This window comes from Halorubrum sp. CGM5_25_10-8B (assembly GCF_005435095.1).
GTDB lineage: Archaea > Halobacteriota > Halobacteria > Halobacteriales > Haloferacaceae > Halorubrum > Halorubrum ezzemoulense.
On record NZ_SGTY01000005.1, the window covers coordinates 82,278 to 109,143 of the forward strand.

Sequence of the window (26,866 nt, forward strand, 5' to 3'; positions counted from 1 at the left end):
GAACGTCGACTCAGTCGAGCGAGTCGGGTCGATAAAACGCCTCGGGGCCGTGGTCGTCCAGCCACGTGAACGCGTAGAGGCGCCGCGCCGGGAGCCGGTCGAGCCGGCGCCCGTCCGCCGCGGCGCCCGTGGCCGGGTCCCACGTCGTCCCGTCGCCGACGACGCCGGCGTCGCTCCACTCGAACTCGTGACCGGGGTCCGCGTACGCGTGGATCCCGTCGTCCGTCGCGAAGGCGACGACGTCCCGGTCGCCGACCGTCGCCCGCGCGACGCCGCCGGCCGGCCGGACCCGAGAGAACGCGAAGCCGAGCGCGTTCCCGTCGAAACCGACGCCTAACACGACGGTTTTCGGATCGAGATCCGCGGGGCCGTCCCACTCCCGGGTGTCGGCCGCGCCGCGGTGTGCCGCGAGCCCGAACCCCTCGCCCGCGGCGTACGCCTCGTACGGCGACTCGGCGTAGTCAATCGGGGCGGGATCGTCGCCGTCGCTCGCGGCCTCGCTCTCGCCGCCCGGCGGGTCGAGGACGACGCCGTCCGGGTACGACTCACGGAACTCTCGGGCAGAGAGCATTGCTGCCGGGCGGACGGCGAGCGATTCGCCCTCGAACGCACCGTCGATACACTCGCCGGTGGACTGCTTCCACTCGCTTTCCGTCTCGCGGTCGTACATCACGAGGTCGTCGTCCGCGAGCTTTCCGGAGACGCCAAACTCGAGTGTCCGCCCCGCGTGCGTCCGGTCGTACACCACCGCGCTCCCGCAGAGCGGACACCACGTGACGGCGATCGGATCGCCGCCGTCGCCGCTGTCGAGGGCGTCGTTCACAACCTCGTGGAACTGAAGGTACCGCACGGGGTATGCGCGCGGCGGATCGGCGTCGGTCACGGCGACGACGCGGTCGTCGGCGTCCCCATCGTACGCGCCGCTGAACCGAGGCTCGTCGACGCTTGGGATCGCGTCCCGCGGGAGGACTCGTCGGACGGTCACGTCGGCGACTGGCGCTCGCCCGCCATAACTCGGTCGCTCGCGGGTTGGGGGCGTCACCGCACAGCGCCGCGTCGCTTATTCGACTGGCCGCGCACTGGCGGGTATGAAACGCGTCCGCGTCGACGACGTGGAGAACTCGCTCCAGCCGGCCGCGGCGATGCGACCGCTCACCGACGCGCTCGGGCTCACCGACATGGCCGTGAACTACTACGAGCTCGAACCGGGCGACAGCTTCGCGTTCGCGTACCACAGCCACGAGGTTCAGGAGGAAGCGTTCTACGTTATTTCTGGCACCGCGACGTTCGAAACAGAGGAGGGGTCGGTCGAGGTGGACGCAAACGAGGTCGTGCGGTTCGGCCGCGACGAGCTCCAGCGCGGCCGGAACCGCGGCGACGAGCCGGTCCGCGCGCTCGTGCTCGGCGCTCCGCTGGAGTACGGCGAGATGCCGCGGCTCCGGTACTGTCCCGACTGCGACGCCGAGCGGGACAGCGAGTTCGACCGCGTCACCGAACCGGGCGACGACAGCGAGGCGTCGGGCCGCGAGGCCGTCATCACCCGGTGCGCCGAGTGCGGGACCGAGACGGGGCGCTGGTACCGCGGGCCGATGGACGGAGAAATGCCGTGAGTCGATGACGCGGCAACGCCTTCCGAACTCGGTCGAGAGGTTCCTCGCCGCGAACCGGGAGGAGCTCGTCTCGTCCGCGGAGACGCTCCTGAGCCACGACACCGCTAATCCGCCGGGCCACACCGCGGCGACGGTCTCGTGGATCGCGTCGCGGCTGGAGGCGGCCGGCGTCGACGTCGAGCGGATCGCGGTAGACCCGGAGAAGCCCAACCTCGTCGCGACGCTGCCGGGCGCCGCCGATCGGACGCTGTGTTTCGTCGGCCATCTCGACACGGTCCCGTTCGACGAGACGGAGTGGTCGCGCGACCCGCTCGGCGAGCGCGATGGCGACCGGCTCTACGGGCGGGGCGCGACGGATATGAAAGGCGCCGTCGCCGCCATGGTTCACGTCGCGCTCGCGTACGCGGAGTCCGACGCGGCGCCGCCGGTCGACCTCCAGTTCGCGTTCGTGAGCGACGAGGAGACCGGGGGCGACGCCGGCCTCCCGAGCGTCAGAGAGGCGATCGAGTTCGCGCCCGACGCCTGCGTCATCGGGGAGACGACCTCGCGGGACGGCCGCTGCGCGGTGTCGATCGCGGACCGCGGCGCCATCTGGCTGACGCTAGAGGCGACCGGCGAGGCCGCACACGGGTCGCGGCCGATGCTCGGTATCAACGCTATCGACCGACTGACAGCCGCGGTCGACCGACTGAAACGAGAGTTCGGGACGCGTGAGCTGGACGTCGCCCCGGAGATGGCGCCGATAGTCGAGGAGTCGGTCGGCTTCCATGAGGAGGAGTTAGACGCCGAGACCGTCCGTGACCTCTTTCGGTATCCGACGATCAACCTCGGCGTGATCGAGGGCGGCAGCGCGGTCAACGCCGTTCCGGCATCGGCGCGGGCGGAGGTCGACGTGCGGCTGACCGCGACCGTCGAGACCCGTGACGCGCTCGGGTCGATCCGGCGCTGTCTCGGCGGTATCGAGGGGATATCGGTTGCGGACGTCTCGTGGAGCCGCGGGAGTTACGAGCCGATCGACTCGCCGCTGGTCGAAGCGAGCGCGGCCGCGGCGGAGTCGGTCGTCGAGGGGCAGGTCTACCGTCGGAGCGCGACCGGGGGCGGCGACGCGAAGGACCTGCGCCACGACGGGATTCCGACCGTGGAGTTCGGCTTCGGAACGGACACCGCCCACGCGGCCGACGAGTACACGACGGTCGACGCGCTCGCGCAGAACGCCGAGGCGTACGCGCGGCTCGTCGGTGAGTACGCGGCTCGGGTCGACGGCGGAGCCGTCGGGTCCGACGACCGCTGAATTCGGTCAGTCCCCGCCGTACGTGTGGAAGTCCACCGCCTGCTCCAGCAGCTCGTCCGGGATGCCGGGGACCTCCTCGTCGCGGACGGGGCCGGCCTCCCGCAGCGCCTCGGGCGTCCGCGGGAACTCCCGGAGCGCGAAGTGGATCGAGATGCCGGCCTTCGCGCCGTCGGCGAGCGCGATCGGGAGCTGGTTGTGGCCCGGCGTCACGTCGCCGACCGCGTACACGCCGTCGACAGAAGTCTCGCCGTGATCGCCGATGTCGACGGTCCCGTCGTCGTTGAGGTCGCAGCCGAGCTCGCGGGCCAGCCCGTTGTTGTACTCCGAGCCGTACATCGCGAAGCCGCCCTTGTACTCGCGGGTCGTCCCGTCCTCGAACTCCAACGCCTTCAGCCAGCCGTCCTCGCCGTTCTGGACGCCGGAGACGTCCGCGCTCACCACGTCGATCGGGTGGTTCTCGAGCATGTCGGCGGTGTCGCCGCTCCACTCGGGTTCGTGGCCTCGCGTGAGGATGTCGACGTCGTCGGTGAAGTTGAGCATGATACCGGCCACGTGCGCGGTGCTCTCGGCGTGGCCCATCACGTACACCGGCTTGTCGACGAACATGTGCGCGTCGCAGTGGAGGCAGTAGTGGAGCCCGCGACCGGTTCGCGGCAGCGGCGGATCGGGGCGCACGTCGTTGAATCCCGTCGCGAGGACGACGGCGTCGGTCTCGTATACCGCGCTGTTCCCCTCCAGCGCGATGCGGTCGTCGCTCCCGCGATTACACGAGGCGATCACGTCGCGGTGGAGGTCGCAGCCGTACTCCTCCAGCTGTTCCTTCCCGACTCCGAGCAGTTCGTTCCCGCTCGTCTCCTCTCGCGTGCCGATCAGGTTGTGGACCTCCTGCATCATCGCCGCGCGGCCGCCGCCGCGGTCGACCAAGGCGGTGCGGTGGCCTAACCGAGTGCTGTACAGCGCCGCGGTCTGGCCGGCGGGACCCCCGCCGACGACGACCACGTCGTACGACTCCGTGTCGAGTGACTGTGACATACGACCGCAAACACACGGACTGAACAAAAACCCGTGTTGTAGCCGGTACGCACAGACGCGGGACGGAACGCGTCGGTTCTTGAATCGTCCCCCGACCGCGAGACGGGCTACGGCCTGGAGATGCCGAGCGGCTTCCGGCAGTTCTTACAGAGGAACAGGTCGTGGTTCTCGTAGAGCTGGAACGAACCGTCGTCCTCCGGTTCGACCTCGGCGACTTCGCCCTCCGTTTCGAGGTCGTCGGTCGAATCGATGCTTGCCTCGCACTCCGGACACTCTATCGTGTCAGACATGATCATACATGATACTCGTCAATATATAAACATAGCCGGCTACTGCGGCGGTCGCGCACACGCGGTCTGAACGGACCGCACCCGGGCGGCCGAAACGGTAATTCGCCGATGTCGGGCTGCCCCAATTAGATCGCCTTCCTCAGTCCCGGTACGCGCAGTGGAAGCCGGCGGCGTGCCGGTAGAACGCCGGAATCACCTCCCCGCGCAGGTCGGCGTCGGGGTCGTCCGCGAACTCTACCCCGACCCAGACGCGCGCGTCGTCGACCGGGGCCGCGACGTGCGGCGGGAGCTCGTAGGCGTCGGTCGCGGTGAGGTACGCTCGCGTGAACGCGTCCGCGAGGCGGCTGAGGAACCGGGCCGTCGGCTCGAACGCGTCGTCGCCGTCGGCGACAAGCCGGTAGTGGGTGCGCCGGATCAGTTCCAACCCGTCGTCGATGCCGTGGTCGTCGAACGACCCAGTCGTCGTACAGTCGTCGGTCCCGTCGCGGGTTCCGTCGTCCCTGTTCGTGTGGTCTGTGCTCTCGTTCATACGAGTGAAGACGAACGGTTACTATAAGTAACCACTATGAGCGTGCGCCTCGGTCGCACACCCGGACCGATCTTGTTCTCGGTACAGGCCGTTCGCTGCTTCAGAAATTGCTAACTTTCGTGTACGAGGCGGTTCGAGTCCGGACGATGAGTGTCCGTGGCCGTCCGATCTCGTTCTGGTTCCTACTTCTGCTGCTCGGACAGCTATCCGTTCGCGCGCTCGCCGGTGGCACGGCGCTACTCGTGGCCCCGTCCGGCGAACTCGTTGGACTGTCGACCGGGCCGCTCGACAACACACCGATCGAGAACTTCCTCCTTCCCGGTTTCGCGTTGTTTCTGGTGTTCGGTCTGGCGTCATCAGTCGTCTGTTACGGCCTCTACACGCGGCGACGGTGGGCGTGGTCGGGAGCGATCGGCGTCGCGCTGGCGCTCCTCGTCTGGGTGGTCGTCGAGGTCGCCGTCGGGTTTGCCCGGCCGACGCGCTACCTGAACGTCGCAACTGCGGTCGGCATCGCGGGGGCCGCTCTGTCCCCGGCGGTACGTGCCGACCGACGGGACGAGAGCGCGTAAGCCTCCGGGCTCTCTTAATTGCCGTCCGACGATGCCGGTCCGGTAGCCACCGCGTCCGGCGCTCAGCAACGCAGATCCGAATACGATGCGGTCGCTGAGACGGTTTACGGGCTAAGATGCTCGGCGGAGACGGACCGACACAGGAAGACGCGTCGACGGCCACCGCGGTCCGATCTCCGTCAGACCGCCTCAGCGCCTCCCGCCCTCACTCCAGCGCCGCCCGGATCTCGTCGGCGCCCGTGACGCCGACGAACCGCTCGACCTCCTCGCCGCCGCGGTAGATCGCGACCGTGGGGATCGACCGGACGCCCGCCTCGGCGGCGAGTCCGTTGTGCTCGTCGGTGTCGACGCCGAGGATCGGGATGTCGATCGTTCCCGACAGCTCTTCGAGGATGGGCGTCTGCTGCTTACAGGGGCCACACCACTCTGCGAAGTAATCGACGATCACCTGGTCGTTCTCCGCGATCGTCTCCTCGAAGGACGCCGCGCTCTCCACGTGGACGATTCCGCCCGCCTGTGCGCCGTCGCCGGAAGCCGCGTCGGATGACATACGTGATCGGAGGGTCCCCGACGACATATTCCTTCCCGAACCGTCAGGTAAGCGGGTTACCGACGGGTCACCGACCGCGAGAACCCCCACCTGTCGTGACGGTTGGTAACATAGACACATTTCCGCCACGGTCTTATCAGCGCGTCAATCGTTCACTAACCATGCCAATCGAATCGAACGCGCCGGCCGTTCCGAGCGACAAGGACGCGATCCTCAGCGCCCCGCGCGAGGAGGGCGCGAACGTTCTCTTGACCGCGAACATGTACGACGACCCCGAGCGCGGCCGCCACGGGGCGATCATCGAGGAGACCTCAGCGTTTCGGTCGGACATCGAACTGTTCTACGACCTTCACGCGCTCGCGTGGAACGCCGACGAGGGACGCACGCTGGACGCCCGCGACGACGCCGTCGAGAGCGACGTGTCGTACGCGTCGAGTACGGTCCCGGAGATCACCCTCGAAAACCGCTTCGACGGGCCGGGATCAACCGGAACCCTCACGCAGCGCGTCGTCGCGAGCGTCGACACCTGCGGCCTGCTGATCGAGACGGAAGCCGACTTCGAGACGGTCGCGGAGCGGACGTTCTACACCGTCGCCAACCTCGGGATCCACGGCCACGACCACGAGGACCCCAACGCGGTCCAGGAGGCGTTCGTCACCGAGCGGGACGGTGCGGAACTGGTGGTCGCGACCGACGGCGACCGGTGGCTCGCGCTCGCGCAGGACCGGGACGGGGACCGCAAGTTCGACGGCCGCCGGATCGGTCACACCGGCGTCACGGCGGGGCCTGACCGGAGCGCCTGGGCAGACATCTACGAGGGAAACGACGGGTTCATCGACGACGCCGAGGGGGCCGAGGGGAACCTCGACGTGGGCGTCGGGCTGTACGTCGGCGAGACCGACGCGGCGTCGTGGCTCATTGGGGTGGGGTTCGGGTATGGCGAGGAGTCGGCGATCGAACACGCCCTCCGGCTCCTCGATCGGGGGTACGAGTCGGAGCGGGCGTCGTTCGCGACAGCGTGGGAGGAGTGGCACGAGACGGTGTCGGACGGCCCGACGGACGACCCCGCGGTCAATGACCTGTACGAGCGGTCGCTGACGGCGATGAAGTGTGCGCAGGACGGCTGTTGCGGCGTCATCGCCGGCGCGTTCAAGCCGAGCGACATGACGTACAAGTTCATCTGGCCGCGCGATCAGGTGATCATCACGCAGGCGCTGATCGCGGCCGGGGCCGAGCATGAGGCACGGCTCGCGCTCCGGTGGTTTGACGAGAACCAGATCACCGGCGACGTCGTCGACGACCGGGGGATCGACCGACACGGGACGTGGTGGCAGAACTACTACGTCACTGGCGAGGCTCACTGGCGGGCGCTCCAACTCGACCAAGTGGGCGGTCCGATATACGCGCACTGGCTCGTCTGGCGGGAGACGGGCGACGACGACCTCCTCGACGAGCACTACGACATGTCCCGGCGCGCCGCCGAGTTCCTGCTCTCGTACGACAACGGCTACGGCTTCCCGGAGAAACACCAGGACCCGTGGGAGGAGATCTGGGGCCACAGCACCGAGGGCACCGCGGCCGCGATCGCCGGCCTCCGCGCGATGGGCGAACTCGCGAACGCGAGCGGCGACGAGGGATTCGCAGATGAGTGCCGCGAGCAGGCGACCGTCTGGGCGGAGAACTTCGAGAAGTACTGTTTCAAGTCCACGCCGTACGGCGACGCGCTCGTCACGGCCGACAGCCCGGAGACGCCGTCCGACCCGTCGGCCGACGCTCGGCCCGACGCGGCGGCGTTCATGGCCGTCTGGCCGTGGAACGTCGTCGACGCGGACAGCGATTCCGTCGCCGCGACGCTCGCGGCCGCTGACGACGAGGCGTGGGTCGCAGGCGATTCCCCCTGTCTCGGTCGGTATCCCGGGGACCGCTACACGCCGACCGGCACCGTCGAGGACGGCGGCTGGCCGCTCTGCGAGGCGTACGCCGACGCTGCCCGCTGGCTCGGCGGGAGCGACCCGGACGCGGTCGCCGACCACGTGTTCGAGGACGCCCGCGAGTGGACGACGAGCGCCGGGCTCCTCCCCGAGCGCGTCGACGGAAGCGGCCGGGTCAGGTGGAACTCGAACCTCCAGTGGAGCCAGGCGACGTACCTGCTGCTCGTCGAAAACCACGTCCGCGACGAGGCGTTCGGGCTCGCGCCCGGGAGTGAAACGGAATAGAGACGGAGTGGACGGTCGACGGCGGGCGGCGCTACTCCGACGCGACGGCGTCGAGCGCCGCCGACCGCCATCGATCGACCGCACGAGCGACGAGGTCCTCGGAGGCCTCGTCGTTGACGTAGTACTGGTAGACGTGACCCCCCTCGTCGAGCAGTCGGCGGCCCCGCGTCACGAGACCGGTCTCGCGGAGCCGCTTCAGCGACCGGTTCACGTTGCTGCGGTCGCGGTCGAGGTGATCGGCCAGTTCGCTCGTCGTCGCTCCCGTGACCTCGATGACGGCGTCGTACGTTCGGACGTCCTGTTCGCCGAGGCCGAACACCGTCCGGAACACCTCCTCGCGGTCGGGGGCCTTCACCGCGAGCTTCGGCTCGTCGGTTCTCGCTCCTCGCTGACCGACTCCGTGTTCGGCCCGCGTGTCGGGCGAGAGCTCCGTCGGCAGGTCGGTTCGGCTACTCATCGTCCGCCACCTCTCTGCCGGGGCGACCGGGAACGCGCGGGGTCGTCGGCTTCCGCGTCCGCTCCGCCCCGTTCTCAGTCAAGTGTTCGCGGCCCCACCTGAGCATCGGATCGAGGACCGCCTCCAACTCACGGCCCCGGCTGGTCAGCGCGTACTTGACCCGGACCGGCTTCTCGCTCACCACCTCGCGGTCGACGAGCCCCTCCGCTTCGAGCGTCGAGAGGCTGTCCGAGAGCATCTTGTTCGACACGTCGTCGATGGCCGCGGCGAGTTCGCTGAACGTGTGCTCTCCGTTCAGCAGCTGCGTGAGGATGACCGGGTGCCACTTGTGGCCCAACACGTCGGCGACCTCGATGAGGAGGCGCTGCGTGCGCTCGTGCGAGCCGTCGAGTCGGGACAGCGGGATCGGTTCGGTGCTCATACACTGTGCGTCACGCGCCACCGGTATGGTCACCCACGCTACGTGTCTCGGGCGAGGGGTACCGAGACACGTAGGTACTCGGTCCGACCCGCGGCGCTCACTCGTCGTCGACGAACGACGAGACCAGCGCGTGCTCGGCCGCGCGGAGGTGTTGGTGGAGCGTCGCCGAGGCGATGTCGAGGTGCTCGGCTATCTCTTCGGCCGTGTGGTCACGGGGCCAGTCGTAGTACCCCTTCTCGTAGGCCGTCTCCAGGACCGACCGCTGCCTGTCGGTGAGCCCCGCCGCGCCGTCCGTCGGGACCGGGAGGTCCGCCCCGCGGGTCGGGGTCTGGCGCTTGGCGACTAACTCGACGTCGTCCCAGTACTCCGAGAGCGCGTCGAGCACGCGCGTGACGTCCTCGTCGTTCGGAACCTCGGCGATCAGCCTCGTGTCGCCGTCGCTCGCGTGAAGCGACACCAGTCCGAACCCGGCCTCGGCGAGCAGCCTCGGGGGCGCGCCCGCGACCGTGATTTCGACGGTACACGTCTCGCCGCGACATTCGACGAGTCGGCACTCGCGAATTTCGGGATACTCGTCGAGGAAGGATCGGATCTCGTCGAAGTCCCCGTGCGTAATCCGCGTCTCGTACGCGTGCGTGTCGTCGCCGTCGGCGACGCTCCCGAGGTGGTCACACCGGCAGTCGAACGCCGCGGAGAGGTCGCCAAGCGGGCTCGCGAAGGAGAACTCCAACTCGACCGCGTCGCTCTCGATCAGCGTGTTCCGGCGCCGGTCGGCGATGATCGCGAACCCGAGCGTCTCCCCGAGCAGTTCGAGTCCGCTCTGCGTCGCCTCGGCGAACCCGCTCTCCTCGGTCCCAGCCACGGCGAGGACGCCGAACCGCTGACGGCCGCAGGCCACGGGGACCGCGGCGGCGATGGAATCGGCTTCGGCGCCCGCCTCGGTATCGTTCTCGGACTCGAACCGCCGCCGCTGGACGACCGCGGCGTCCCGTTCGTTGGCCTGCCGGACCAGCTGCCGCGCGAACGGCGACGTGAGGAACGACTCCGCGTCGGTCTCGCTGAACGAGTCCGTCGCGACCGCACTGGAGTCAATCGTCACGGCGTCGGCGTCGTCTTCCGTCCCGACGGTCGCGATCCACGCTGCTTCGTACAGCGACGAGTCGGCGAGCTCGTCACAGACGGACTGTCTGACCGCCGCACCGCTGGTCGCCCGCAGCACCGACCGAATCACTTCGGTGACGAGGGTGTTGAACCGGTCGGCCGCCGACAGCTCCTCGCGGCGACGCTCCAGTTCGTCCTGCCGAGACCGGAGCCGCTCGTCGCGCTCGGCGCGGGTCAACGCCGAGCGGACGACGCCGGCGAACAGCTCGATCAGCCGGACGTCTTCCTCTGTCAGCGGTGCCTCGCGATCGAAGACGCTCAGCACTCCGAACTCGCCGAGCGGCACGTGGACTTCGGCCCGACAGGGGTCGTCGGTGTACGCGTCGTCCGTCCTCGACTCGTTTCGGACCGTCTCCTCGCTCCGGTACGCCGCACCGGCGTTCGACGACTTGAGGTCGTACGCGACCGCCTGCCGGACGAGTGCCGCGGCCGCATCCGACATCGCGGTCCGAACCAGCTCGTTGGCGTCGGGGTCGTACAGCCGAACGCAGGCGATCTCGTGGCCCAGCGCGCCGACGACGGTCCGGATCGCGATGCGACTCACGTCGTCGCGGTCGGCGGCGGCGAGGAGTTCGCGGCTCGCCTCGGTCACCCCGGTGAGACGGCGTTCCCGACGGCGCTCCTCGCTCACGTCGCGGGCGACGCAGACGAATTCGCCGTCTTCGAGGCCCGTCACCGACGCGCGGACGGGCAGCTCGTCGCCGTCCGTTCGGGAGGCGGTCAGTTCGCCGCGCCACTCTCCCGACTCGACGACCGCGGGTCGACAGTCGAGTTCGAACCGGTCCGGGGTCGCGTACAGCTCGCCCCACGCCGCGCCGGCGATCGCGTCCGGGTCGTCGTACCCGAACAGCGAGGCGTAGGCGGCGTTGGCGTGGACGACGACACCGTCCGCGTTGAGCACGGCGATTCCGTCGTCCGCCGCGGCCATCGCCGCCGACCGGCGGCGCAGCTCGCGCTCTCGCTCCGTGCGCGCCGACGCGTCCCGCACGATCGCGAGTATTCGGTCGGCCCCCTCGAACCGGACGGTCGTCGCGGTGACGTCGACGGGGACGACCTCGCCGCCGCGCGTGTGACACGACAGCTCCGCGGTGAACCCGCTCCCCCTGTTGCGGACGCGCTCGACGAACGCCTCGAACACGTCGTAGTCGTGGGGGTGGATGTCGGGCGGGCCGAGCGAGAGGAGGCGTTCTCGGTCGTATCCGAGCAGCTCGCAGGCCCGATCGTTACAGCGCAGGATGCGGTTCGCCTCGGGGTCGATGACGAGGACCGCGTCGGGGGTGTGCTCGAACAGCCGTTGGAAGACCCTCGACTCCGCGTCGTCGCCCGCCGCCGATCCGGGTTCGGGGGCGTCGCTCATGCCGTCGGGCGAAGCGGGTGATGCCGGTCGGTCATTCAGCGTCTCTCTCGAGACTTCGTTCGGCACGCGTACTTAAGAAACCAACCGCGGAGAGGCGGACGGGGGGGGCGCCCCCGACCGCATGGCCGTCAGGACACCGAGAGCAGTTCGTAGCCGTCGTCGACGAGGGCCGCCACGTCCGGCCCGTGCTCCTCGCCGGCCGTTCCAAGGAGCGGGATCCCCGCCGTTCGGCAGCCCGCGGTCGCGTCGAACGCGGCCGCGCAGAAGGCGCAGGCGGCGACCTCGACCTTGCCGGCCACCGCCCGGTCGAGCCCGTCGCGGAGTGGGTGATCGGCGCGGGTCGACAGCTCGTCCGGCCACCGGGTCGCTCGCCCGTCTAGGTACACCCGCACGTCGTGGCCGCCGTCGGCGAGCCGGAGCGCGTACTCAACCCCGTTGAGCGCGCTCCCGGTCCTGTCCGGGCCCGCGCTGAGCAACACCGCGTACTTTCCCATACGGATCGGCGGTAGTAGCCTATATAAACGCTATCGGGGGACTCCGTTACGTTGTTACGCTGCGGTTACGGGGGCAGCGCCGGCCCGGGCCCGAGAGTTCGGGAGTGACCAACCCCACATCAGTCGTCGGCGGCTGAGGCCGTGCCGTCGGAGTCTACTTCGATTCCCGTCGTCTCCGTCCGGTCGTGGGTCCGGAACGTCGCGAGTGACTCCCGAAGGCGAGTCGTCCGCTCGGCGAGGCCCTCCACCTTCTCCGAGACGCGGTCCGAGGAGACGGCCTGCTCCTCCGCGGCGGCTGCGACCGACGAGGCGTTCGTCGAGGTCTGCTGGCTGATTTCGGCGACATCGTCGACCGAGGTCGTCACGTCGTTGACCGCGCGGGCCTGCTCGTCCATCGCGTCGGATATCTCTTTGACCCCGTCGTCCGCCTCGGTGATGCGGTCGTCGATGTCGGCGAGCGCGGCCTCTGCGGCCTCCACTGTGTCGACGCCCGCGTCGATCCGCTCGCGGATCGCCGTCATTTCCGTCACGCTCTCGTCGGTCCGCTCTTCGAGTTCCGCGATGAGCGACTCGACCTCCGCGGCGGCCTCGCTCGTCTCCTCGGCCAGACTCTTCACCTCGTCGGCGACGACGCCGAACCCGGAGCCCGCCTCGCCGGCCCGCGCAGCCTCGATCGAGGCGTTCAGCGCCAGCAGGTTCGTCTGGTCGGCGATCTCCGTGATCGTGTCGACGATGACGCCGATGCGCTCCATCCCGGCTTCGAGCTGACTGACCGCCTCCGTCGCGGACCGGGAGCGCTCTTCAACGGCGTGGAGCTCCTCGACGGCGCGCCGCGTCGCCGATCGGCCCTCGTCGCTGAGCTCGGTCGCCCGTTCCGACGTCGATGCGACCTGTTCGGCCGAGACGGCGACCTCCTCGGTCGTCGAGGACATCGTCTCCATCTCGCCGGCGATCTCGACGAGCCGGTCGTTCTGTTTCTCCGCGCCGGCAGAGATCTCGTCTATCGACCCGCTCGTCTCCTGGGCGGCCGCGGCGACCTCCTCCGCGCTCGTCGTCATCGCGTCGCTCGCGTCCGCCACCTCGTCGGCGAAGCGGCGCACGTCGGAGACAGTGGTCTCGAGCTCTGATAGCGCCTCGTTGAACGCGTCCGCGATTTCGTGAAGCGCCTCCGGGTCGTCGCGCTCGACTGAGAGCCGAGCGGTAAGGTCTCCCTCGGCGGCCTCGCCCATCGTTCCTGCGAAGGCCTCGGCACGGGTTTCGAGTGTATCCGCAAACCGTTCCGTCTCGCGTTTGGCCTCGCGGGCGCGCTCCCGCTCCGCCTCCACGTCCTCGATACGACTCTTGAGCGCGGTCCGCATCGCGTCGAACGATTCGTATAGCCGGCCGATCTCGTCGTTCGTCTTCGGTTCGAGGTCGACATCGAGATCGCCGTCTTCCAGTGCTTCTGCCCGTCGGCCAAGCTCATCGAGTTCACGGATCGTCGGACGTGCGAGTCCCACCCCGACAGCTCCGAGGCCGACGATCGCGACGCCGATAATCAACAGAATGTTTCGTGTCACGGCAGCGTGGGCGGCCGGGTCGACGACCCCGGCCGTCTGGCGGATGGTAAAGAGGCCCGTCACCGCGATCGCGGCGATGACGAAGGCGATCGAGAGGCCGAACTTGACGAGCCGGTTCTGTTCCACTACGGCGGGGACGAGTCGACTTCGAACCGCCCTGCGGCGGCTTCGATCCGACGTCACTCGGCCCACCTCCGCCGACGGTCAAGCGGGACGCAGCCCGTGATCTGTCGCGAATCCATGTGAGCGACTGTGACGGTCTCCGATTTAATTCGTCGGTGCCGATTATCACGCACGGGTCTCACGGGTAACGCGGACGTAACGGGGTTTCTCGGAGCTTACGCTGGCGTTCGTCGCCCCTCGTCGCTCCGGCCGTTTGCCCGAATCGCGCGCCCTCGCGACCGGGATTTATCCGTCGCGGCCGACGAGCGGGAGTCGCATGATTGTGTTACACGCCGTATTCCCGATTGACCCCGACAAGCGCGAGGAGGCACTCGATCTGATCGCCGACCTCGCTGAGAAATCCCGCGCCGAGCCGGGGATGATCGACTACCGGCCGGCGACGGACGTGGATGACCCGAACGTGGTCCGGTTCTTCGAGCAGTACGAGGACGAGGCCGCCTTCGAGGCGCACTCGCAGACCGACCACTTCCAGGAGTTTGAGGCGGCGCTGCCCGACCTGCTCGCCGGCGAACCGGAAGTTACCCGGTTCGAGGTCGACTCGGCGGCCGAAATGGAGCTCTAAGCGAGGGGTGCGAGTCCGGCGGCTTCGACGCGACTTATTGTTCCGCGGCGGGGTCCGTCCGTTCGTCGATCTCGTTGGCCTGACTGATCGCGTCGATCACGTCCCTGGCGATGTGGTCGAGGTCGTCCGCGTACGCCTGCGTCGTCTCGCTCACCTCGTCGACGTTCTCGGAGGTTCGAACCGCGCTGTCGGCGATGCCGTCGAGGTCGTCGACCGCGTCCGTAATCGACGCTGCCGCGGTGTCCGTCCGCGTGTCGACCGTCTCGATCTTTGCTATCGTCTCGTCGGCGGTCGAACGCACATCCTCGACGGTCGCCTCGATCTCCGTCGCGCGCTCCTGAGCCTGTTCGGCGAGGTCTTTGACTTCGTCTGCGACGACGGCGAAACCGGAGCCCGCCTCGCCGACGCGGGCGGCCTCGATAGAGGCGTTCAATGCGAGCATGTTCGTCTGGTCGGCGATTTCGTTCAGCATCGCGACGATGTCGTCGATCTCGGTGACTGTCTCACGGAGCGTCTCCAGTTTCTCCTCGGCTGCGGCGGCAGCGATCTTCGCTTCGTCGACGTCGGCGTTCGCCTCACGGGCCGACCCTCGGGCCGTCTCCGCCAGCGACGCTGTGTCGGAGCTTGATTCGTTCGCCTCCGCGGCACCGCGAGACAGCGACTCGATCGCGTCGCTCGATTCGCTCAATTCCGTCCCGATCTCCGAGAGGAGCTTCGCATGCTCGGCTGTGAGCGTCGAGAGCGGCGCCTTCCCCTCCGGGTCGACCGTTCCGTCCGACCCTCCGCTTCCGTTGCGATCGCGTGATTGTCGACTCATGAGTGTGCTCCCGCCGAGGCGGTTAGCGTACACTTCCGCGGGGGCTATTTAATCGTGGTCCGCATATTATCAGATACGATGTCAGACCACGATCACGACCACGACGACGGCGATATCCACGCGTGTGACTGCGGCGCGACGTTCGACACGCTCGACGAACTGAAAGACCACGCCAAGGAGAATCACCCCGACGCCTACGAGGAGAACTTCGGGGACGAAGCGTAGACCCATTCAGATCGAATTATGAGCGGAGACGCCACCTGTCCGACCTGCGGCGACGAGACCGAGAGCCGGCTCGCGATCATCGAGCCGTCGGAGCTGAAAGAGGAGCGCGAGTACTGTCTCACCTGTGAGACGTTTGTCGACGCGGACGCGCGGAAGCCGGAGTAATCCGCTGTGTCTGCGACGCCGTGGCGCGCGTCGGGGAAGACCGGCACATCGCCGAGCGCACCGGCACACGAGAGCCGCCCGATGTCCCCTGCGTCCGGCCAGTGAAATATTATATCATCGGAGCAGTAACTGACCATAGAGAGGCGGAAACAGACTTCGGCCGCAACTGTCGGCCCGCCGTTCGGGTCCGACCGGTCGAACCGACCGCCAGAACCGCAAACCGGACAGCCGACACATGGGCAACGAATCAACGGACGGCGGCGAAGGCGTTGAGGCGAGCGGGACCGGTGGGGACCCCGCATCGGTCGAAGAGCGGTATCAAAAGGTCTTCGAGCACAACAACGACGCCGTCATGATCGTCGACTTCGAGACCGAGTCGTTCGTCGACGTCAATCCTCGCGCGTGCGAGCTGTTGGGGTACTCCCGCGGGGAGCTGCTCTCGATGGATCCCGAGGGCATCCACCCGGACGACATCGACCGGGTTCGAGAGGAGTTCATCTCACAGGTCAAAAGCGAGGGAACCGGCTTCACAGACGATCTCACGTGTCTGACGAAGGACGGCGAGAAGGTCCCCACCGAGGTCTCCGGAGCGGCCTTGGAGTCGACGGCGGGCACGGCGGACGCCGAACCGAGACGGATGATCGCGATGCTCCGGGACATCTCGGGACGCGTTCAAACCCGACGCCGGCTGGAGCAGAAGGTCGAACGGCTCGACCGGTTCGCCGGTATCGTTTCACACGACCTCCAGAACCCCCTTTCAATCATTCAGGGGCACGCGGAACTCGCCAGACAGACCGGCGACGCAGAACACTTTGACGCGGTCGAGGACGCCGCCGACCGCATGGAAGAGATGCTGTCGGAGCTCCTTCAGCTTACCCGAGAAGGCGATCTGATTCACGAGCGGGAGGATGTCGATTTAGCGGTGATCGCGCGTAACGTCTGGGCCGACTGTGACATGGCGCCGGCAAGCCTCGAGATCGAGTCGTCGACGACGCTCCGAGCCGACCGAGACCGCCTTCACGAACTGCTCGTGAACCTCTTCGAGAACGCCCGCGACCACGGCGGACCGTCGGTGACCGTTCGGGTCGGCGTGCTCGACGGACCGGAACTGAACGGCTTCTACGTCGCGGACGACGGGGCGGGAGTCCCGGCTGACGACGAGGACGACGTCTTCGAGTGGGGTCACACGACGACGGGGGACGGAACCGGGTTCGGGCTGGCCATCGTCGCCGAAATCGCGGAGGCACACGGCTGGGAGATCAGCGTCGAGGAGTCCGCGGACGGCGGCGCAAGGTTCGAGATCGACGGGATCGACCGCTAATGCGAGAGCTCGCACGGCTCGACGCGGACCGGCGAGGCCGTCAACGACGTGGCCGGCGCCATTCACGCGCTTCCGATGCCGAGCAAGGTGGCCGAGACGGCATCCAAGAACGCGGCCCGGGAACCGCTTCCAGTGACTGGTCGGCCATGGACTCAGAGACAGCGCCACAAAAACCGAGCGGGTGCCGACGGTGAGCGACGCCGACGCGTCGAGTCGAGCCGCTCGGTTCGTCGACATCGGGCGGCGGCTCCGCTCGAGTCTCGGCGACCTCCTCTCACAGGAGTTCTCGTATTCCTCGGGGCACCTCACCGCTATCTTACACGGGTGTCTGTTTGCGCCGTCGATCCTGACTTTCTGGTTCGTCAACGGCGTGCTCGACTTCTCGACCGCGGCCGCCGTCGGCGCAGTCGCTACGACGGCCGGACTCCAGATTCGTCTCTTCGCGTACGTGCTTCTCGTGCCGGTGTTCTTGCTCACGAGACTGACCGTTCACCTCGCTCATCCCGTCCATCGGGCGCAGGTGCTTTCGGGGTCGTGTCCGACAACGGATCTGATGAGTCTCGACTGGGTCAGTCTGGGTATCCTCGCGACTGGGCTTCCACTCGCGATTCAGAACTTCGGGCCGTGGGTCGGGATGAACGTCGTCCTCCTCGTCGGGATTCTACTACCCCAGATCGAGGGTCACTACTGCGACCAACAATCTGCTTCCTATGAGCGACCCTCCAAATGTTTGAGTACGACCGTTGCTACCCCACAGCGGGGTACAACTGTCTTCGAAAAAATCGCTGTAGCGCAGTTGAACCTGGTGTGCTCAATACATCTGAGCCCAATCACCCACGCCCGGCAATCAAACTGAATTGTACTATTCCAATTCTATTGGGTAAGGTTTATGTGACAGCCCTCACCACCAGATGTTGCGGTCAAAATCGAGAGGCACCACATATGGGGTTAAGACCATGGAGGATTAAGCAGTGACAACTATGAACTGCCCGGACTGCGGGAACGAGCGAACACGCGTCATCGATACAGGGGCCAGTACCGACGGAACCTCCGTCCGACGACGCCGCGAGTGTCAACGCTGTTCGTTCCGCTTTACGACCTACGAACGTCCGGAGTGGGAATCCCTCCAAGTGAAAAAACGCGACGGAACCATCGAACCGTTTGACCGACAGAAACTCCGCGCAGGGATCGAGCGAGCCGTTGAGAAGCGAGATGTGACGGAGACAACAGTGACTACTCTCGTTGACGATATCGAGAGCGAACTACAAGATCAAGAGGCACGGATCGTCTCTTCGAGTCTCATCGGCGAACTCGTCTCCGAGAACCTCCGCACGCTCGATAAGATAGCTTACATTCGGTTTGTCTCCGTTTACAAAGCATTCTCTGAGCCGCAGGAATTCTTGAGAGAACTTGATGCGGTCCTGGATGCAGAACTTGATGACTTCGACGCCTCGGACGGTTCACTATGATACAACCATACGCAGATCAAACGAATGCTCGGTCAATCCCTGACCGGACGAGCATGGCCCAGGTCCAGACGCACAGAGAACGACGGCAACAGAAACCACCCAACAGAGAACGATTCCTCCAGAGTACGTACCAATGACTGAAAGCAAAACCACAGGCGGAGAGTCAGAGACTGACATCTTCTCCGAACGAACGCAGCTCAAACCGTACGAATACCCCGACGTTCTTGAGTACAAAGACGCGATACGGAACAGCTACTGGGTTCACACGGAGTTCAATTTCTCAGGAGACGTCCAAGACTTCAAAGTCAACACGACTTCTGCCGAGAAGGCCGTTATCAAGCGGACAATGCTGGCCATCGCGCAGATTGAGGTCCAGGTCAAGACATTCTGGGCAGACATCTACGACGAGATGCCCAAAGCAGAGGTCGGGAACGTCGGCATGACCTTCGCAGAGAGTGAAGTCAGACACATGGACGCGTACAGTCACCTCCTCGACATCTTGGGGATTGCGGAAGACTTCGAGGAGGTGACCGACGTCCCCGCAATCGAAGAGCGGATTGACTACCTCGACGAGTATCTTGAGAAGAGCGAGAGCGACGACACACAGGAGTACGTGATGAGTCTCCTCCTGTTCTCCACATTCGTTGAACACGTCTCGCTGTTCTCGCAGTTCCTCATCATGACGAGCTTCGACAAACACGAAAAGAAGTTCAAGGGGATCGCAAACGCCGTCGAGGCGACCAGCAAGGAAGAGCAGATTCACGGGCTATTCGGTGTCGAACTCGTGGAGACGATTCGCGAGGAGAATCCGGACCTCTTCGACGAAGACTTCGAAGAAGAGGTCCAAGCCGCCTGTCAGCAGGCGTTCGAGGCCGAGATGAAGATACTAGACTGGATCTTCGGTGAGGGTGAACTGGAGTTCCTTCCCCGGGCGCACGTCGACGCATTCCTCCGGGATCGATTCAATCAGAGCCTCGAGAACGTCGGTGTCGAGCCGATATTCGACCCGGACGATGACCTGCTCGAGGAGACGCGGTGGTTCGATGAGGACATCATGATGACGAAGGATAACGACTTCTTCAGCAAGCGGTCGACCACGTACAACAAGCACTCGCAGAGCGTTACCGCAGAGGACATGTTCTAACGATGGCACAAACAGAACCAGCACTCGACGAGGTACAACAGCAGCACGAGGAACCGTTCTATTGGCTGAACGAGGATAGCAGGGCATTCCTCAACGAGGGGTACCTGCTTGAGGGCGTCACAGCCGAGGAAAGGGTCAGAGAGATCGGAGAGCGGGCTGAAGAAATCTTGGATGATGACGGCTTTGCGGACAAGTTCTATGACTACATGAGTCGGGGTTTCTACAGCCTCGCGAGTCCAGTGTGGTCGAACTTCGGTCTGGACCGAGGCCTGCCCATCAGTTGCTTCGGTAGCTACATGGCGGACAGCATGGAGAGCATCCTCTACACACAGGCCGAAGTGGGCGAGATGACCAAGCTGGGCGGCGGGACCAGCGGGTACTTCGGCGAGATCCGGCCCCGAGGCAGCCCGATCACGAACAACGGCAAGAGCAACGGGAGCTATAGCTTTACCGAGCTGTTCGACACGATCATCAACGTTGTCAGCCAGGGAGAGACGCGGCGCGGACAGTTCGCGGGGTACATCGACATCGAACACGACGACTTGGACGAGTGGCTCAACATCAAGACCGAGGGCGACCCTGTACAGGACATCTACTACGGCGTCATCATTGGTGACGACTGGTTCCAGGCGATGGTCGACGGCGACGAGGAGAAGCGAGAGACATGGGCAGAGATCATCGAGACGCGGATCAACATCGGAGTCCCGTACATCATCTTCCGGGACAACATGAACGACGGGAAGCCACAGGTATACAAGGACAAGGGCTACGAGATCAACGCTTCCAACCTGTGTACCGAGATTGCGCTGCCCGCCACGCCGGACGAGAGTTTCGTCTGTTGTCTCTCGTCAATGAACGCGCTCCATTACGACGAGTGGAAAGACACCGACGCAGTAGAGACGCTGACGCGGTTCCTCGACGCCGTCATGGAGGAGTTCATCCAAGAGGCGGAGGGGACGCAGTTCATGGAACGGCCAGTGCGGTTTGCGAAACGGCACAGGGCGATCGGCATCGGCGTCCTCGGCTGGCACAGCTACCTCCAGAGCGAGATGATTCCGTTCGACAGCATGGAGGCGATGGAAAAAAATGAGGCAATCTTCCGCACCATCAAGGAGCGAAGTTACGAGGAGAGTCGTCGGCTCGCCGACGAGTTCGGTGAGCCGGAAGTGCTCGACGGCTACGGTCGCCGGAACGCAACGACGATGAGCGTGGCCCCGACGAAATCCAGCAGCGTCATCCTGGGGCAGGTCAGTCCGAGCATTGAACCACTAAAATCGAACTACTTCGTCCGTGACGGTGCGAAGCTCAAATCGACGCAGAAGAACCGATTCCTCGAGGGGATACTGAAACAGCGAGGCAGAGATGAGCGTGAAGTCTGGGACAGCATCGCACAGAACGACGGGAGCGTCCAACACCTCGACTGCCTAACCGACGAGGAGAAGGAGGTGTTCAAGACCTTCGCCGAGATTCCACAGATGGCGATCATTAACCAGGCAGCGCAGCGGCAGAAACACATCGACCAGGCACAGAGCCTGAACGTCTCAATCGATCCGAGCGAAGTGAGCGTCAAGGAGATCAACCAGCTCTACATCGAGGCTTGGAAAAAAGGGGTGAAGAGTCTCTACTACCAACACAGTGTCAACGCCGCACAGAAGTTCAGCCGAGATATCCTCGAATGTAAAGCCTGTGAGAGCTGATACCCCGGCAGTCAGTATGATTTAGCCGAAACCACGCATCACAGCCCTGCGATATCCGCTGTGACATCCTCCTCGCCGTAAACGGCGGGATTCTCGCCCTGAAAAATGGGATTTCAACAGAGCCACAGAGAGTCAATCCTGCTGGGAAAGATCTCCAAGAGCAGTCACAGTATGCGGGCTGGTATCGATAAACACTGCTCCGTCGGCGAGGACTGGTTGAGACCAGATCGTTCCACACGCAAAGTCGTCACCGAGAGTATAGTGCCAACGCCGTGTTCCATCGATCCGCTCAAACGCAACGACTGCTGGACAACCAAGCGATTCCATGAACACTGGTGCGACGACGCTTTCGCGCCCAACTGCGAGTGGGCCGCGGACAAAATGTCGGGTCGGATTTCTCGACAGAGACCACTGCCTGCCGCCGTCTGGCACCGATACCGCTGCGAGACCGGATTCGGAAAGCACGAAAGCGGTACCATCGTCAACGGCGATACTGCGAACCCGTCCGTGCGGAAACTCTACAGATGCTCTCTGCTTTCCGTCGCTATGATCATAGACAGTAATATCGGCTCCCTCACCGATTAGGACACCACTCGTCACACAGACATGCGTCGAATAGCGGTCAGTATCTGCGATTCCTTGCTGCCAGATCAACTCCCCGGTGTCTATTTCAAGACAGCGTAGAACTTCTTCACCTGTCTTAGATGTTCCAGTAACATATACGTGATCGTCAAATACTGCTAGTCCACGTCCGCCGCCTCGCAGTACAGAATCTCGCCATTTGATCTCGCCTGACTCGGCCGTAACGGCGATAATGTAGTACTTCTGACCGTGCGTAAAATCAATCAGCCCGATCTGTCGATCTGGGACGACTGTCGTCGATATCGAAGATACATGCCCCGGAAGCTTTCGTTGCCACCGCTCACTGCCGTCGGCAGTACTGAACGAATAGAGCCTCCCCCGGGTCGCAACTAACAACTGATCATTGATGATGCCTCCTGAGACACCAACCGGTTCCGTATCGTCAAGGTCGTGATCGAGGGCTGTTTGCCACCTGTGCTCGCCGGTTTGGGCATTGAGTGCGGTAAGGCCATCGTCATCGTCAACAGTATACACGGTCTGATCAGCCACTACCGACAGCATCTGGCCACTGCCACCGCCCCACGCTAGATTTCCGCGTTCAGGGACTGTGACATCGGATGTAGCCGTTTTCTGGGCATCACATCGTGACTGGTTCCATCCACTGGTCGGTGCTGTCGGCAGTGATCGGTCAGGGGAGGCAAGGCATCCGGAGGCCCCACATACACCAGCCATGGACGCGAGCACTCTACGACGGGTCCAGCTCATATCCCGACCTAACTGGGCTCGAAATTAATTGTTCCAACGTACTTCTGTGGCCGAAACAGTCCCCGATTTGTCTTGTCAACACGTTTCCCACAGTTTCGGAGGATAGGCCAGTTTCAGGTCGAATTAGCATCAATTCGTAGTGATTCTCAGCGTTCCGAGATCAATTTTGAATCATTACTCTCGAACTGCCAGACGAGCGTACGAAATTGTGTGGATTTTGGCGCTGCTGGATACGGTTGTCACTCTTGAGCGGCGGACCCAGCGAGATCTCAGCGGGTTAGTCGTGTGGCTCTGTTGAAATACTCAACGGTTGATAGTTTCACAACCCTGATCGCTCAGTACCGGATCTCTATGGATCGATGTGGTGTACCGCTTCAGGAGACAGGAGTCGGTCAGTGGGCAACGCAACCCACCCGTTTGGGAGAACACGAACCTTGCCTTGGTGAAGCACCTTCTCTTGTTCCAAATCCCCATACACGGTCGCGTTTTCGTAATCAACTAAGAGTTGATCCGGGAGCTCATCAGGTACGAAGACCATGTTTGACGGACCGTTCCTGCGAGCATAGTTCCTGTCACAAGCCGAGATACGGTCGCTTTGGGGCTCTCATCAATCGACTGTTTCATGCGAGAAAATGTTTGAAGAATAGGATTTCAACAAAGCCATCTTGATGCGTTCTTTTCACTCGACATCATCCATACAGTCTTATTCGAGAGGTACACCAGACGATACAAATCCGCACGCAACCGAGAACGACTATGATCGAGTCGCTCCTCCGGATTGACGTCGTCCTCTTCGTCCTCATCGGCGTGCTGGGCGGCGCACACTGTATCGGGATGTGCGGTCCACTTGTGACGATGTACTCGAAACAGATGACGCCGCAGCCCGATGGCGGGACGGTGACAGCCAACGACGGGCGTGCCGGTCATCTCACGACCTACGAGGTTCGCCAGCATTTCCTGTTCAACGTCGGCCGGGCGACGACGTACGCGATTCTCGGGGCCGTCTTCGGCGCGCTCGGGAGCGTCGTATTCGTTACCGCTGACCAGCTGACACCGATCGCCGACCTCCTGCGAGGTGTTGTCGGTCTTGCGGTCGGAGGGTTCATTGTGGCGACGGGCGTTCGGTACGTCATCGGTGGAAGCGGAGGCGATATTCGCATCCCTGGCGTCCAGCGCGTTACGTCGTGGCTCGCAGCGAGAGTTCACCGACACGTGAACAGCCCGAGTATTGTCGGGCTGGGAGCCGTCCACGCGTTTCTCCCCTGCCCGATGCTGTATCCCGCGTATCTGTTCGCCTTCGCGAGCGGCTCCCCGACCACAGGGGGAATCGCTCTCGGTGCCCTTGGCATCGGGACGATTCCGGCAGTTTTCCTCTATGGGACGATTATCCAATCGATCGACGTCGCCCACCGGCGACGCGTTCATCGGCTACTCGGTGTGGTGTTCGTCGTGCTGGGGTACGTGCTGCTTGCGCACGGATTGATGGCACTCGGTGTTCACCTCCCACATCCGATGTTCCCGCATTACCAGCCCCTCGGTGGCGCGATGGGGCACTGACCGAGCACTGGATCCTTTTCGCTGGCTCGATACAGGCGACGCGCTCCATTGACCTCCTCCCGCGCCTGAAGACGCGGGAATCCCACCACGGGATTTCAGGCTGAGAGCGGCCCTGCGGTTTCAAGACGCATTCGTTCCACGCGTCCCTTGCTGAGTTTCAGCATCGGCGTGGGTGTCTTGTGGGGCGGTCAAACGCCCCCCATCCTCAGCCGAGTCATCGTCATCTCTGTGTTCTCTCGAATGGCTCCCTCCGCTGAGGTAGCGGTCTGCGATGTTTGTCGCGCCGTTCACGTCCGCATGGTACTCGCCCATCCAGCAAGCGTCGTTCGTACACGTGAACGTCGACTGTCGCGGGCAGTATCCCACTTCACCGCACCCGTAGCACTCCTTCGACGTGTTACGCGGATTCACCGTGTCAACGGGGATCCCCTTCTCGACGGCATTGTAGCGTATCTGCGCGTGGAGTTTGGCGAACCCCCATCCGTGGAGACGCCGGTTCATGAACTCACCGTAGTCCATCGACTCCCGGATGTACGTCAGGTCTTCCAGAACGAGAACGGGATTCTTGACGGATTCGGCGTACTCCACGACTTCGCGGGTGACGCGGTGGAACACGTCGTCTATCTGGTTCCATAGGTCGCCACCGAACGACTCCACGATACGCTCGCTTCCGCGCGTCTGGAGTCGGCGCTTGGCGGTGAAGTAGCTCTTAGGGAGCTGACGAACCGTCTTCCCTTCGTCGGCCCACAGTTCAGGTGCGGTCGGAGAACCGTGATCGTCGCGGTGACACACCGTGACGAGTGATGCTTCCCCGATGTCCACTCCGATGGGCGTCCGTTCTTCGGCGGACACCTCAGAAGTTTCCTCAACGTCGCGAGTAGCGGTGGCGTGGAGGAACCACGTCCCCTCTCGCTCGAACAGCCGACCCCCGCCCATTTCCGCATCACCAGCGTTCAACGCTTCCAACCAGTCCCGCTGTTCGGGGTTCGGTTGGGCTGGCATCCAGAGGTAATAGTCCTCGTGGTGCGGAATCTTGACAAACCACTCAATAGCGTTCTCGGGCTTGTGGTCGAGTCGTAGGCCCTCATTGGTGAACCGAACAGGGTGGTCGTCGTGGAGGTCGCCCGCGTTGTACGTCGTCGTGAGTTGCGGGACGTACTTTTGAGTGCGTTCTTTGCGTATCCGCTCCGACCGAGAACATCGGGAAAGAAACCGTCGTGGCCGTCGACAAGGAGAGCGTCGGGCAATCGAAACCCGTCATGTCAGCGTTGATTCCGCACGACTAACCGGCTGAGACCTCGCTGAGTCTGCCGTTCGAGAGTGACAACCCTATTCAGCAGCGCCAAAATTCACGCAATTTCATACGCTCGTCTGGTAGTTCGAGAGTAATGATTCAGAATTGATCCCAGAACGCTCCAAATCACCACGAATTGATGCTAATTCGACCTGGAACTAGCTTATCCTCCGAAACTGCAAAACTTCTCGACCTATACAGTAGTTAAGACTGGCCGTCTCAATGTCTACGATTCTCGAACTGCTTCGACGGGTCTACGGACGAAGTATCTCCTTCAGCGTTTTCACCACTTTCACACCTAACTCTCATTACGGTTGACACCGTATTTCTGCTCAATAATGTCCATCGACCGGGATACCTTCGAGAAGACGAGCGAGGACGAACTCGAGGAACTCTCCGTCCCGGATCAGGTCCTCGGATTTCTCGCCGCCAACGATGATCGCGCGTTCAAGGCTCGCGAGATCGCCTCTCAGATCGGTCTCGATGAGGGCGCGGTCAGCACCGCGCTCTCGAGACTGAAGGGCCGCGATCTCGTTGAACACAAAGCGACGTACTGGGCGATAACCGACGACACGGAGCGACTCGACGGATACAGCGGGTACGAACGGGCGACCGCCCTGTTCAACCAGCGACTCGGTACAGAGGACAAGGAGTCCTGGCGCGAACACGCACCCGAGGAACCGCATCCGAGCGTCGAGGACGAATAGTGACCGACGGAGAGAGACCAATTTTCGAGCGTGGCGACGTCGTCTACGGGGATGATCCGTTCAAAGGCGAGGAAGATGCTCGGCCCTGGCTCATTCTCCTGAATCATAAAGGCCGTCCGTTCCACGGGGAGCAGTATATTGCGCTCACGTTGACGTCGAAATCCTGGATGGACGGCCTGATCGACGTTCCTGGTGAGAGTTGGCTTCGTGGTGGGACCCCGGATGAGAGTCAGATTGTCCCGTGGGGAGTACAATCGATCGACCACGAGGATATCGACTTCTGGCAAGGTCGCCTTGACAGCGATCTCGTCGACGAGGCGGTTGCTGCGCTCGTCGAAGAACTACACTAATAGACCCAACTGAAGATGAGACCAACTATCTCAATGTTACGGTCACAGCTTCAGAAGGTGGAACCGATATGTTCCTTTCCTTCGACGTCAGTACGGGGTGAGTCACCCGTTCAGTATGTCTGCGTGCCGACCGCACGACTCTCCGGTATTGTTGTATGCTGTTCTGCGAGCGTAGCAGATACGGGGACCAATTTAGTATCTACCACTTGTAATTTTAGAATAGCAATACAAAATGAGCAAGGATAACGAAAACGGTCGTGAAAATTCGAGGCTTCGGGTGGTTGGGCAGAAACGAGATATGCTCTTGGAGAGGGTCTACGATACCACAAAATTCGCAGATCTCGACAAAAAATACGCGAACGAGGATACGAGGAGACAGAATCTATCGTTCAGCGCGGTATACGTCCGGAAGATCGATTCGCTTTCTACCAAGTTATCCGCCACTATACTAACGAGGACGACCGAGCAATAGCCACGTGGATTGGCCTAGAC

The 26,866-nt window shown here is 63.8% G+C and carries 28 protein-coding genes and 1 pseudogene; 16 read left to right on the plus strand and 13 right to left on the minus strand.

Annotated features, from left to right (window positions below; all coding sequences use genetic code 11):
* Positions 1 to 10: 10 nt before the first annotated feature.
* Entirely contained in the window at positions 11 to 985 is a 975-nt protein-coding gene (locus EXE51_RS05980) for a DUF3179 domain-containing protein (protein ID WP_137692223.1), read from the minus strand.
* A gap of 103 nt (positions 986 to 1,088) precedes the next feature.
* On the opposite strand from EXE51_RS05980, the gene EXE51_RS05985 reads away from it, so the two are divergent.
* Complete coding sequence (locus EXE51_RS05985; RefSeq protein WP_137692224.1) at positions 1,089 to 1,610, plus strand: cupin domain-containing protein; 522 nt, start codon at positions 1,089 to 1,091, stop codon at positions 1,608 to 1,610.
* Between the two features lie 4 nt (positions 1,611 to 1,614).
* Positions 1,615 to 2,901, plus strand: coding sequence for a M20 family metallopeptidase (locus tag EXE51_RS05990; protein ID WP_137692225.1), 1,287 nt, complete (start codon positions 1,615 to 1,617; stop codon positions 2,899 to 2,901).
* 6 nt (positions 2,902 to 2,907) lie between these two features.
* On the opposite strand, the gene EXE51_RS05995 is transcribed toward EXE51_RS05990, so the two are convergent.
* From EXE51_RS05995 to EXE51_RS06005, 3 genes are all read right to left on the minus strand, one after another.
* A complete protein-coding gene (locus tag EXE51_RS05995; protein WP_137692226.1) occupies positions 2,908 to 3,933 on the minus strand; it encodes an NAD(P)/FAD-dependent oxidoreductase in 1,026 nt (341 codons plus the stop codon).
* 107 nt (positions 3,934 to 4,040) lie between these two features.
* Positions 4,041 to 4,223: a hypothetical protein gene (locus EXE51_RS06000; RefSeq protein WP_137692227.1), complete on the minus strand. Its 183-nt coding sequence runs from the start codon at positions 4,221 to 4,223 to the stop codon at positions 4,041 to 4,043.
* 139 nt (positions 4,224 to 4,362) lie between these two features.
* A complete protein-coding gene (locus EXE51_RS06005; protein ID WP_137692228.1) occupies positions 4,363 to 4,752 on the minus strand; it encodes a hypothetical protein in 390 nt (129 codons plus the stop codon).
* Positions 4,753 to 4,898: 146 nt separating this feature from the next.
* On the opposite strand from EXE51_RS06005, the gene EXE51_RS06010 reads away from it, so the two are divergent.
* Positions 4,899 to 5,321 (plus strand): hypothetical protein, encoded by a 423-nt coding sequence (locus EXE51_RS06010; protein ID WP_137692229.1) that lies wholly within the window; start codon positions 4,899 to 4,901, stop codon positions 5,319 to 5,321.
* A gap of 205 nt (positions 5,322 to 5,526) precedes the next feature.
* Here EXE51_RS06010 and EXE51_RS06015 read toward each other — a convergent pair whose 3' ends face one another.
* Entirely contained in the window at positions 5,527 to 5,871 is a 345-nt protein-coding gene (locus EXE51_RS06015; RefSeq protein ID WP_241990591.1) for a co-chaperone YbbN, read from the minus strand.
* 161 nt (positions 5,872 to 6,032) lie between these two features.
* Between EXE51_RS06015 and EXE51_RS06020 the strand changes: the two genes are divergently transcribed.
* The gene (locus EXE51_RS06020; protein ID WP_137692231.1) at positions 6,033 to 8,087 is read left to right on the plus strand and encodes a glycoside hydrolase family 15 protein; all 2,055 of its coding nucleotides are present in this window, start codon (positions 6,033 to 6,035) and stop codon (positions 8,085 to 8,087) included.
* Between the two features lie 31 nt (positions 8,088 to 8,118).
* Here the strand turns inward: EXE51_RS06020 and EXE51_RS06025 are convergent, their stop codons facing one another.
* The 5 genes from EXE51_RS06025 to EXE51_RS06045 form a co-directional block, all read right to left on the minus strand.
* Complete coding sequence (locus tag EXE51_RS06025) at positions 8,119 to 8,544, minus strand: helix-turn-helix domain-containing protein (RefSeq protein ID WP_137692232.1); 426 nt, start codon at positions 8,542 to 8,544, stop codon at positions 8,119 to 8,121.
* Positions 8,537 to 8,965 (minus strand): helix-turn-helix domain-containing protein, encoded by a 429-nt coding sequence (locus EXE51_RS06030; RefSeq protein ID WP_137692233.1) that lies wholly within the window; start codon positions 8,963 to 8,965, stop codon positions 8,537 to 8,539. The genes EXE51_RS06025 and EXE51_RS06030 overlap by 8 nt, the downstream gene beginning before the upstream one ends.
* Before the next feature lie 97 nt (positions 8,966 to 9,062).
* Positions 9,063 to 11,483, minus strand: coding sequence for a bacterio-opsin activator domain-containing protein (locus EXE51_RS06035; protein ID WP_137692234.1), 2,421 nt, complete (start codon positions 11,481 to 11,483; stop codon positions 9,063 to 9,065).
* Between the two features lie 128 nt (positions 11,484 to 11,611).
* Entirely contained in the window at positions 11,612 to 11,977 is a 366-nt protein-coding gene (locus EXE51_RS06040) for a DsrE family protein (protein WP_137692235.1), read from the minus strand.
* A 119-nt stretch (positions 11,978 to 12,096) separates the two neighbouring features.
* The gene (locus EXE51_RS06045; RefSeq protein ID WP_241990592.1) at positions 12,097 to 13,662 is read right to left on the minus strand and encodes a methyl-accepting chemotaxis protein; all 1,566 of its coding nucleotides are present in this window, start codon (positions 13,660 to 13,662) and stop codon (positions 12,097 to 12,099) included.
* A gap of 313 nt (positions 13,663 to 13,975) precedes the next feature.
* Between EXE51_RS06045 and EXE51_RS06050 the strand changes: the two genes are divergently transcribed.
* Positions 13,976 to 14,281 (plus strand): putative quinol monooxygenase, encoded by a 306-nt coding sequence (locus EXE51_RS06050; RefSeq protein ID WP_137692237.1) that lies wholly within the window; start codon positions 13,976 to 13,978, stop codon positions 14,279 to 14,281.
* A 34-nt stretch (positions 14,282 to 14,315) separates the two neighbouring features.
* On the opposite strand, the gene EXE51_RS06055 is transcribed toward EXE51_RS06050, so the two are convergent.
* Complete coding sequence (locus EXE51_RS06055) at positions 14,316 to 15,098, minus strand: methyl-accepting chemotaxis protein (RefSeq protein WP_241990593.1); 783 nt, start codon at positions 15,096 to 15,098, stop codon at positions 14,316 to 14,318.
* Between the two features lie 78 nt (positions 15,099 to 15,176).
* On the opposite strand from EXE51_RS06055, the gene EXE51_RS17500 reads away from it, so the two are divergent.
* The 7 genes from EXE51_RS17500 to EXE51_RS06080 all read left to right on the plus strand — a co-directional run bounded on the left by EXE51_RS17500 (position 15,177) and on the right by EXE51_RS06080 (position 21,119).
* The gene (locus tag EXE51_RS17500) at positions 15,177 to 15,323 is read left to right on the plus strand and encodes a hypothetical protein (protein ID WP_158293594.1); all 147 of its coding nucleotides are present in this window, start codon (positions 15,177 to 15,179) and stop codon (positions 15,321 to 15,323) included.
* 18 nt (positions 15,324 to 15,341) lie between these two features.
* Positions 15,342 to 15,488 (plus strand): hypothetical protein, encoded by a 147-nt coding sequence (locus tag EXE51_RS17505; RefSeq protein WP_158293593.1) that lies wholly within the window; start codon positions 15,342 to 15,344, stop codon positions 15,486 to 15,488.
* Positions 15,489 to 15,723: 235 nt separating this feature from the next.
* Complete coding sequence (locus EXE51_RS06060) at positions 15,724 to 16,809, plus strand: ATP-binding protein (RefSeq protein WP_137692238.1); 1,086 nt, start codon at positions 15,724 to 15,726, stop codon at positions 16,807 to 16,809.
* 190 nt (positions 16,810 to 16,999) lie between these two features.
* Positions 17,000 to 17,665: a hypothetical protein gene (locus tag EXE51_RS17710; protein WP_199234029.1), complete on the plus strand. Its 666-nt coding sequence runs from the start codon at positions 17,000 to 17,002 to the stop codon at positions 17,663 to 17,665.
* A 124-nt stretch (positions 17,666 to 17,789) separates the two neighbouring features.
* Positions 17,790 to 18,278, plus strand: a complete 489-nt coding sequence (gene nrdR / locus EXE51_RS06070; RefSeq protein ID WP_089309352.1) for a transcriptional regulator NrdR — start codon at positions 17,790 to 17,792, stop codon at positions 18,276 to 18,278.
* Between the two features lie 133 nt (positions 18,279 to 18,411).
* Positions 18,412 to 19,422, plus strand: a complete 1,011-nt coding sequence (locus EXE51_RS06075; RefSeq protein ID WP_137692239.1) for a ribonucleotide-diphosphate reductase subunit beta — start codon at positions 18,412 to 18,414, stop codon at positions 19,420 to 19,422.
* A gap of 2 nt (positions 19,423 to 19,424) precedes the next feature.
* The gene (locus EXE51_RS06080) at positions 19,425 to 21,119 is read left to right on the plus strand and encodes a ribonucleoside-diphosphate reductase subunit alpha (protein WP_094553314.1); all 1,695 of its coding nucleotides are present in this window, start codon (positions 19,425 to 19,427) and stop codon (positions 21,117 to 21,119) included.
* A gap of 132 nt (positions 21,120 to 21,251) precedes the next feature.
* Here the strand turns inward: EXE51_RS06080 and EXE51_RS06085 are convergent, their stop codons facing one another.
* Entirely contained in the window at positions 21,252 to 22,262 is a 1,011-nt protein-coding gene (locus EXE51_RS06085) for a PQQ-binding-like beta-propeller repeat protein (RefSeq protein WP_158413883.1), read from the minus strand.
* A gap of 960 nt (positions 22,263 to 23,222) precedes the next feature.
* Between EXE51_RS06085 and EXE51_RS06095 the strand changes: the two genes are divergently transcribed.
* Positions 23,223 to 24,023 (plus strand): sulfite exporter TauE/SafE family protein, encoded by an 801-nt coding sequence (locus EXE51_RS06095; protein WP_049933407.1) that lies wholly within the window; start codon positions 23,223 to 23,225, stop codon positions 24,021 to 24,023.
* A 120-nt stretch (positions 24,024 to 24,143) separates the two neighbouring features.
* Here EXE51_RS06095 and EXE51_RS06100 read toward each other — a convergent pair.
* Positions 24,144 to 25,210, minus strand: a pseudogene (locus tag EXE51_RS06100) (RNA-guided endonuclease TnpB family protein); the annotation flags it as partial.
* Positions 25,211 to 25,655: 445 nt separating this feature from the next.
* On the opposite strand from EXE51_RS06100, the gene EXE51_RS06105 reads away from it, so the two are divergent.
* From EXE51_RS06105 to EXE51_RS17845, 3 genes are all read left to right on the plus strand, one after another.
* Positions 25,656 to 26,024: a helix-turn-helix domain-containing protein gene (locus tag EXE51_RS06105; protein WP_049933409.1), complete on the plus strand. Its 369-nt coding sequence runs from the start codon at positions 25,656 to 25,658 to the stop codon at positions 26,022 to 26,024.
* Positions 26,024 to 26,374, plus strand: coding sequence for a type II toxin-antitoxin system PemK/MazF family toxin (locus EXE51_RS06110; protein ID WP_049933410.1), 351 nt, complete (start codon positions 26,024 to 26,026; stop codon positions 26,372 to 26,374). The genes EXE51_RS06105 and EXE51_RS06110 overlap by 1 nt, the downstream gene beginning before the upstream one ends.
* Positions 26,375 to 26,606: 232 nt before the next feature.
* Positions 26,607 to 26,846: a hypothetical protein gene (locus EXE51_RS17845; RefSeq protein ID WP_137692241.1), complete on the plus strand. Its 240-nt coding sequence runs from the start codon at positions 26,607 to 26,609 to the stop codon at positions 26,844 to 26,846.
* Positions 26,847 to 26,866: the final 20 nt, after the last annotated feature.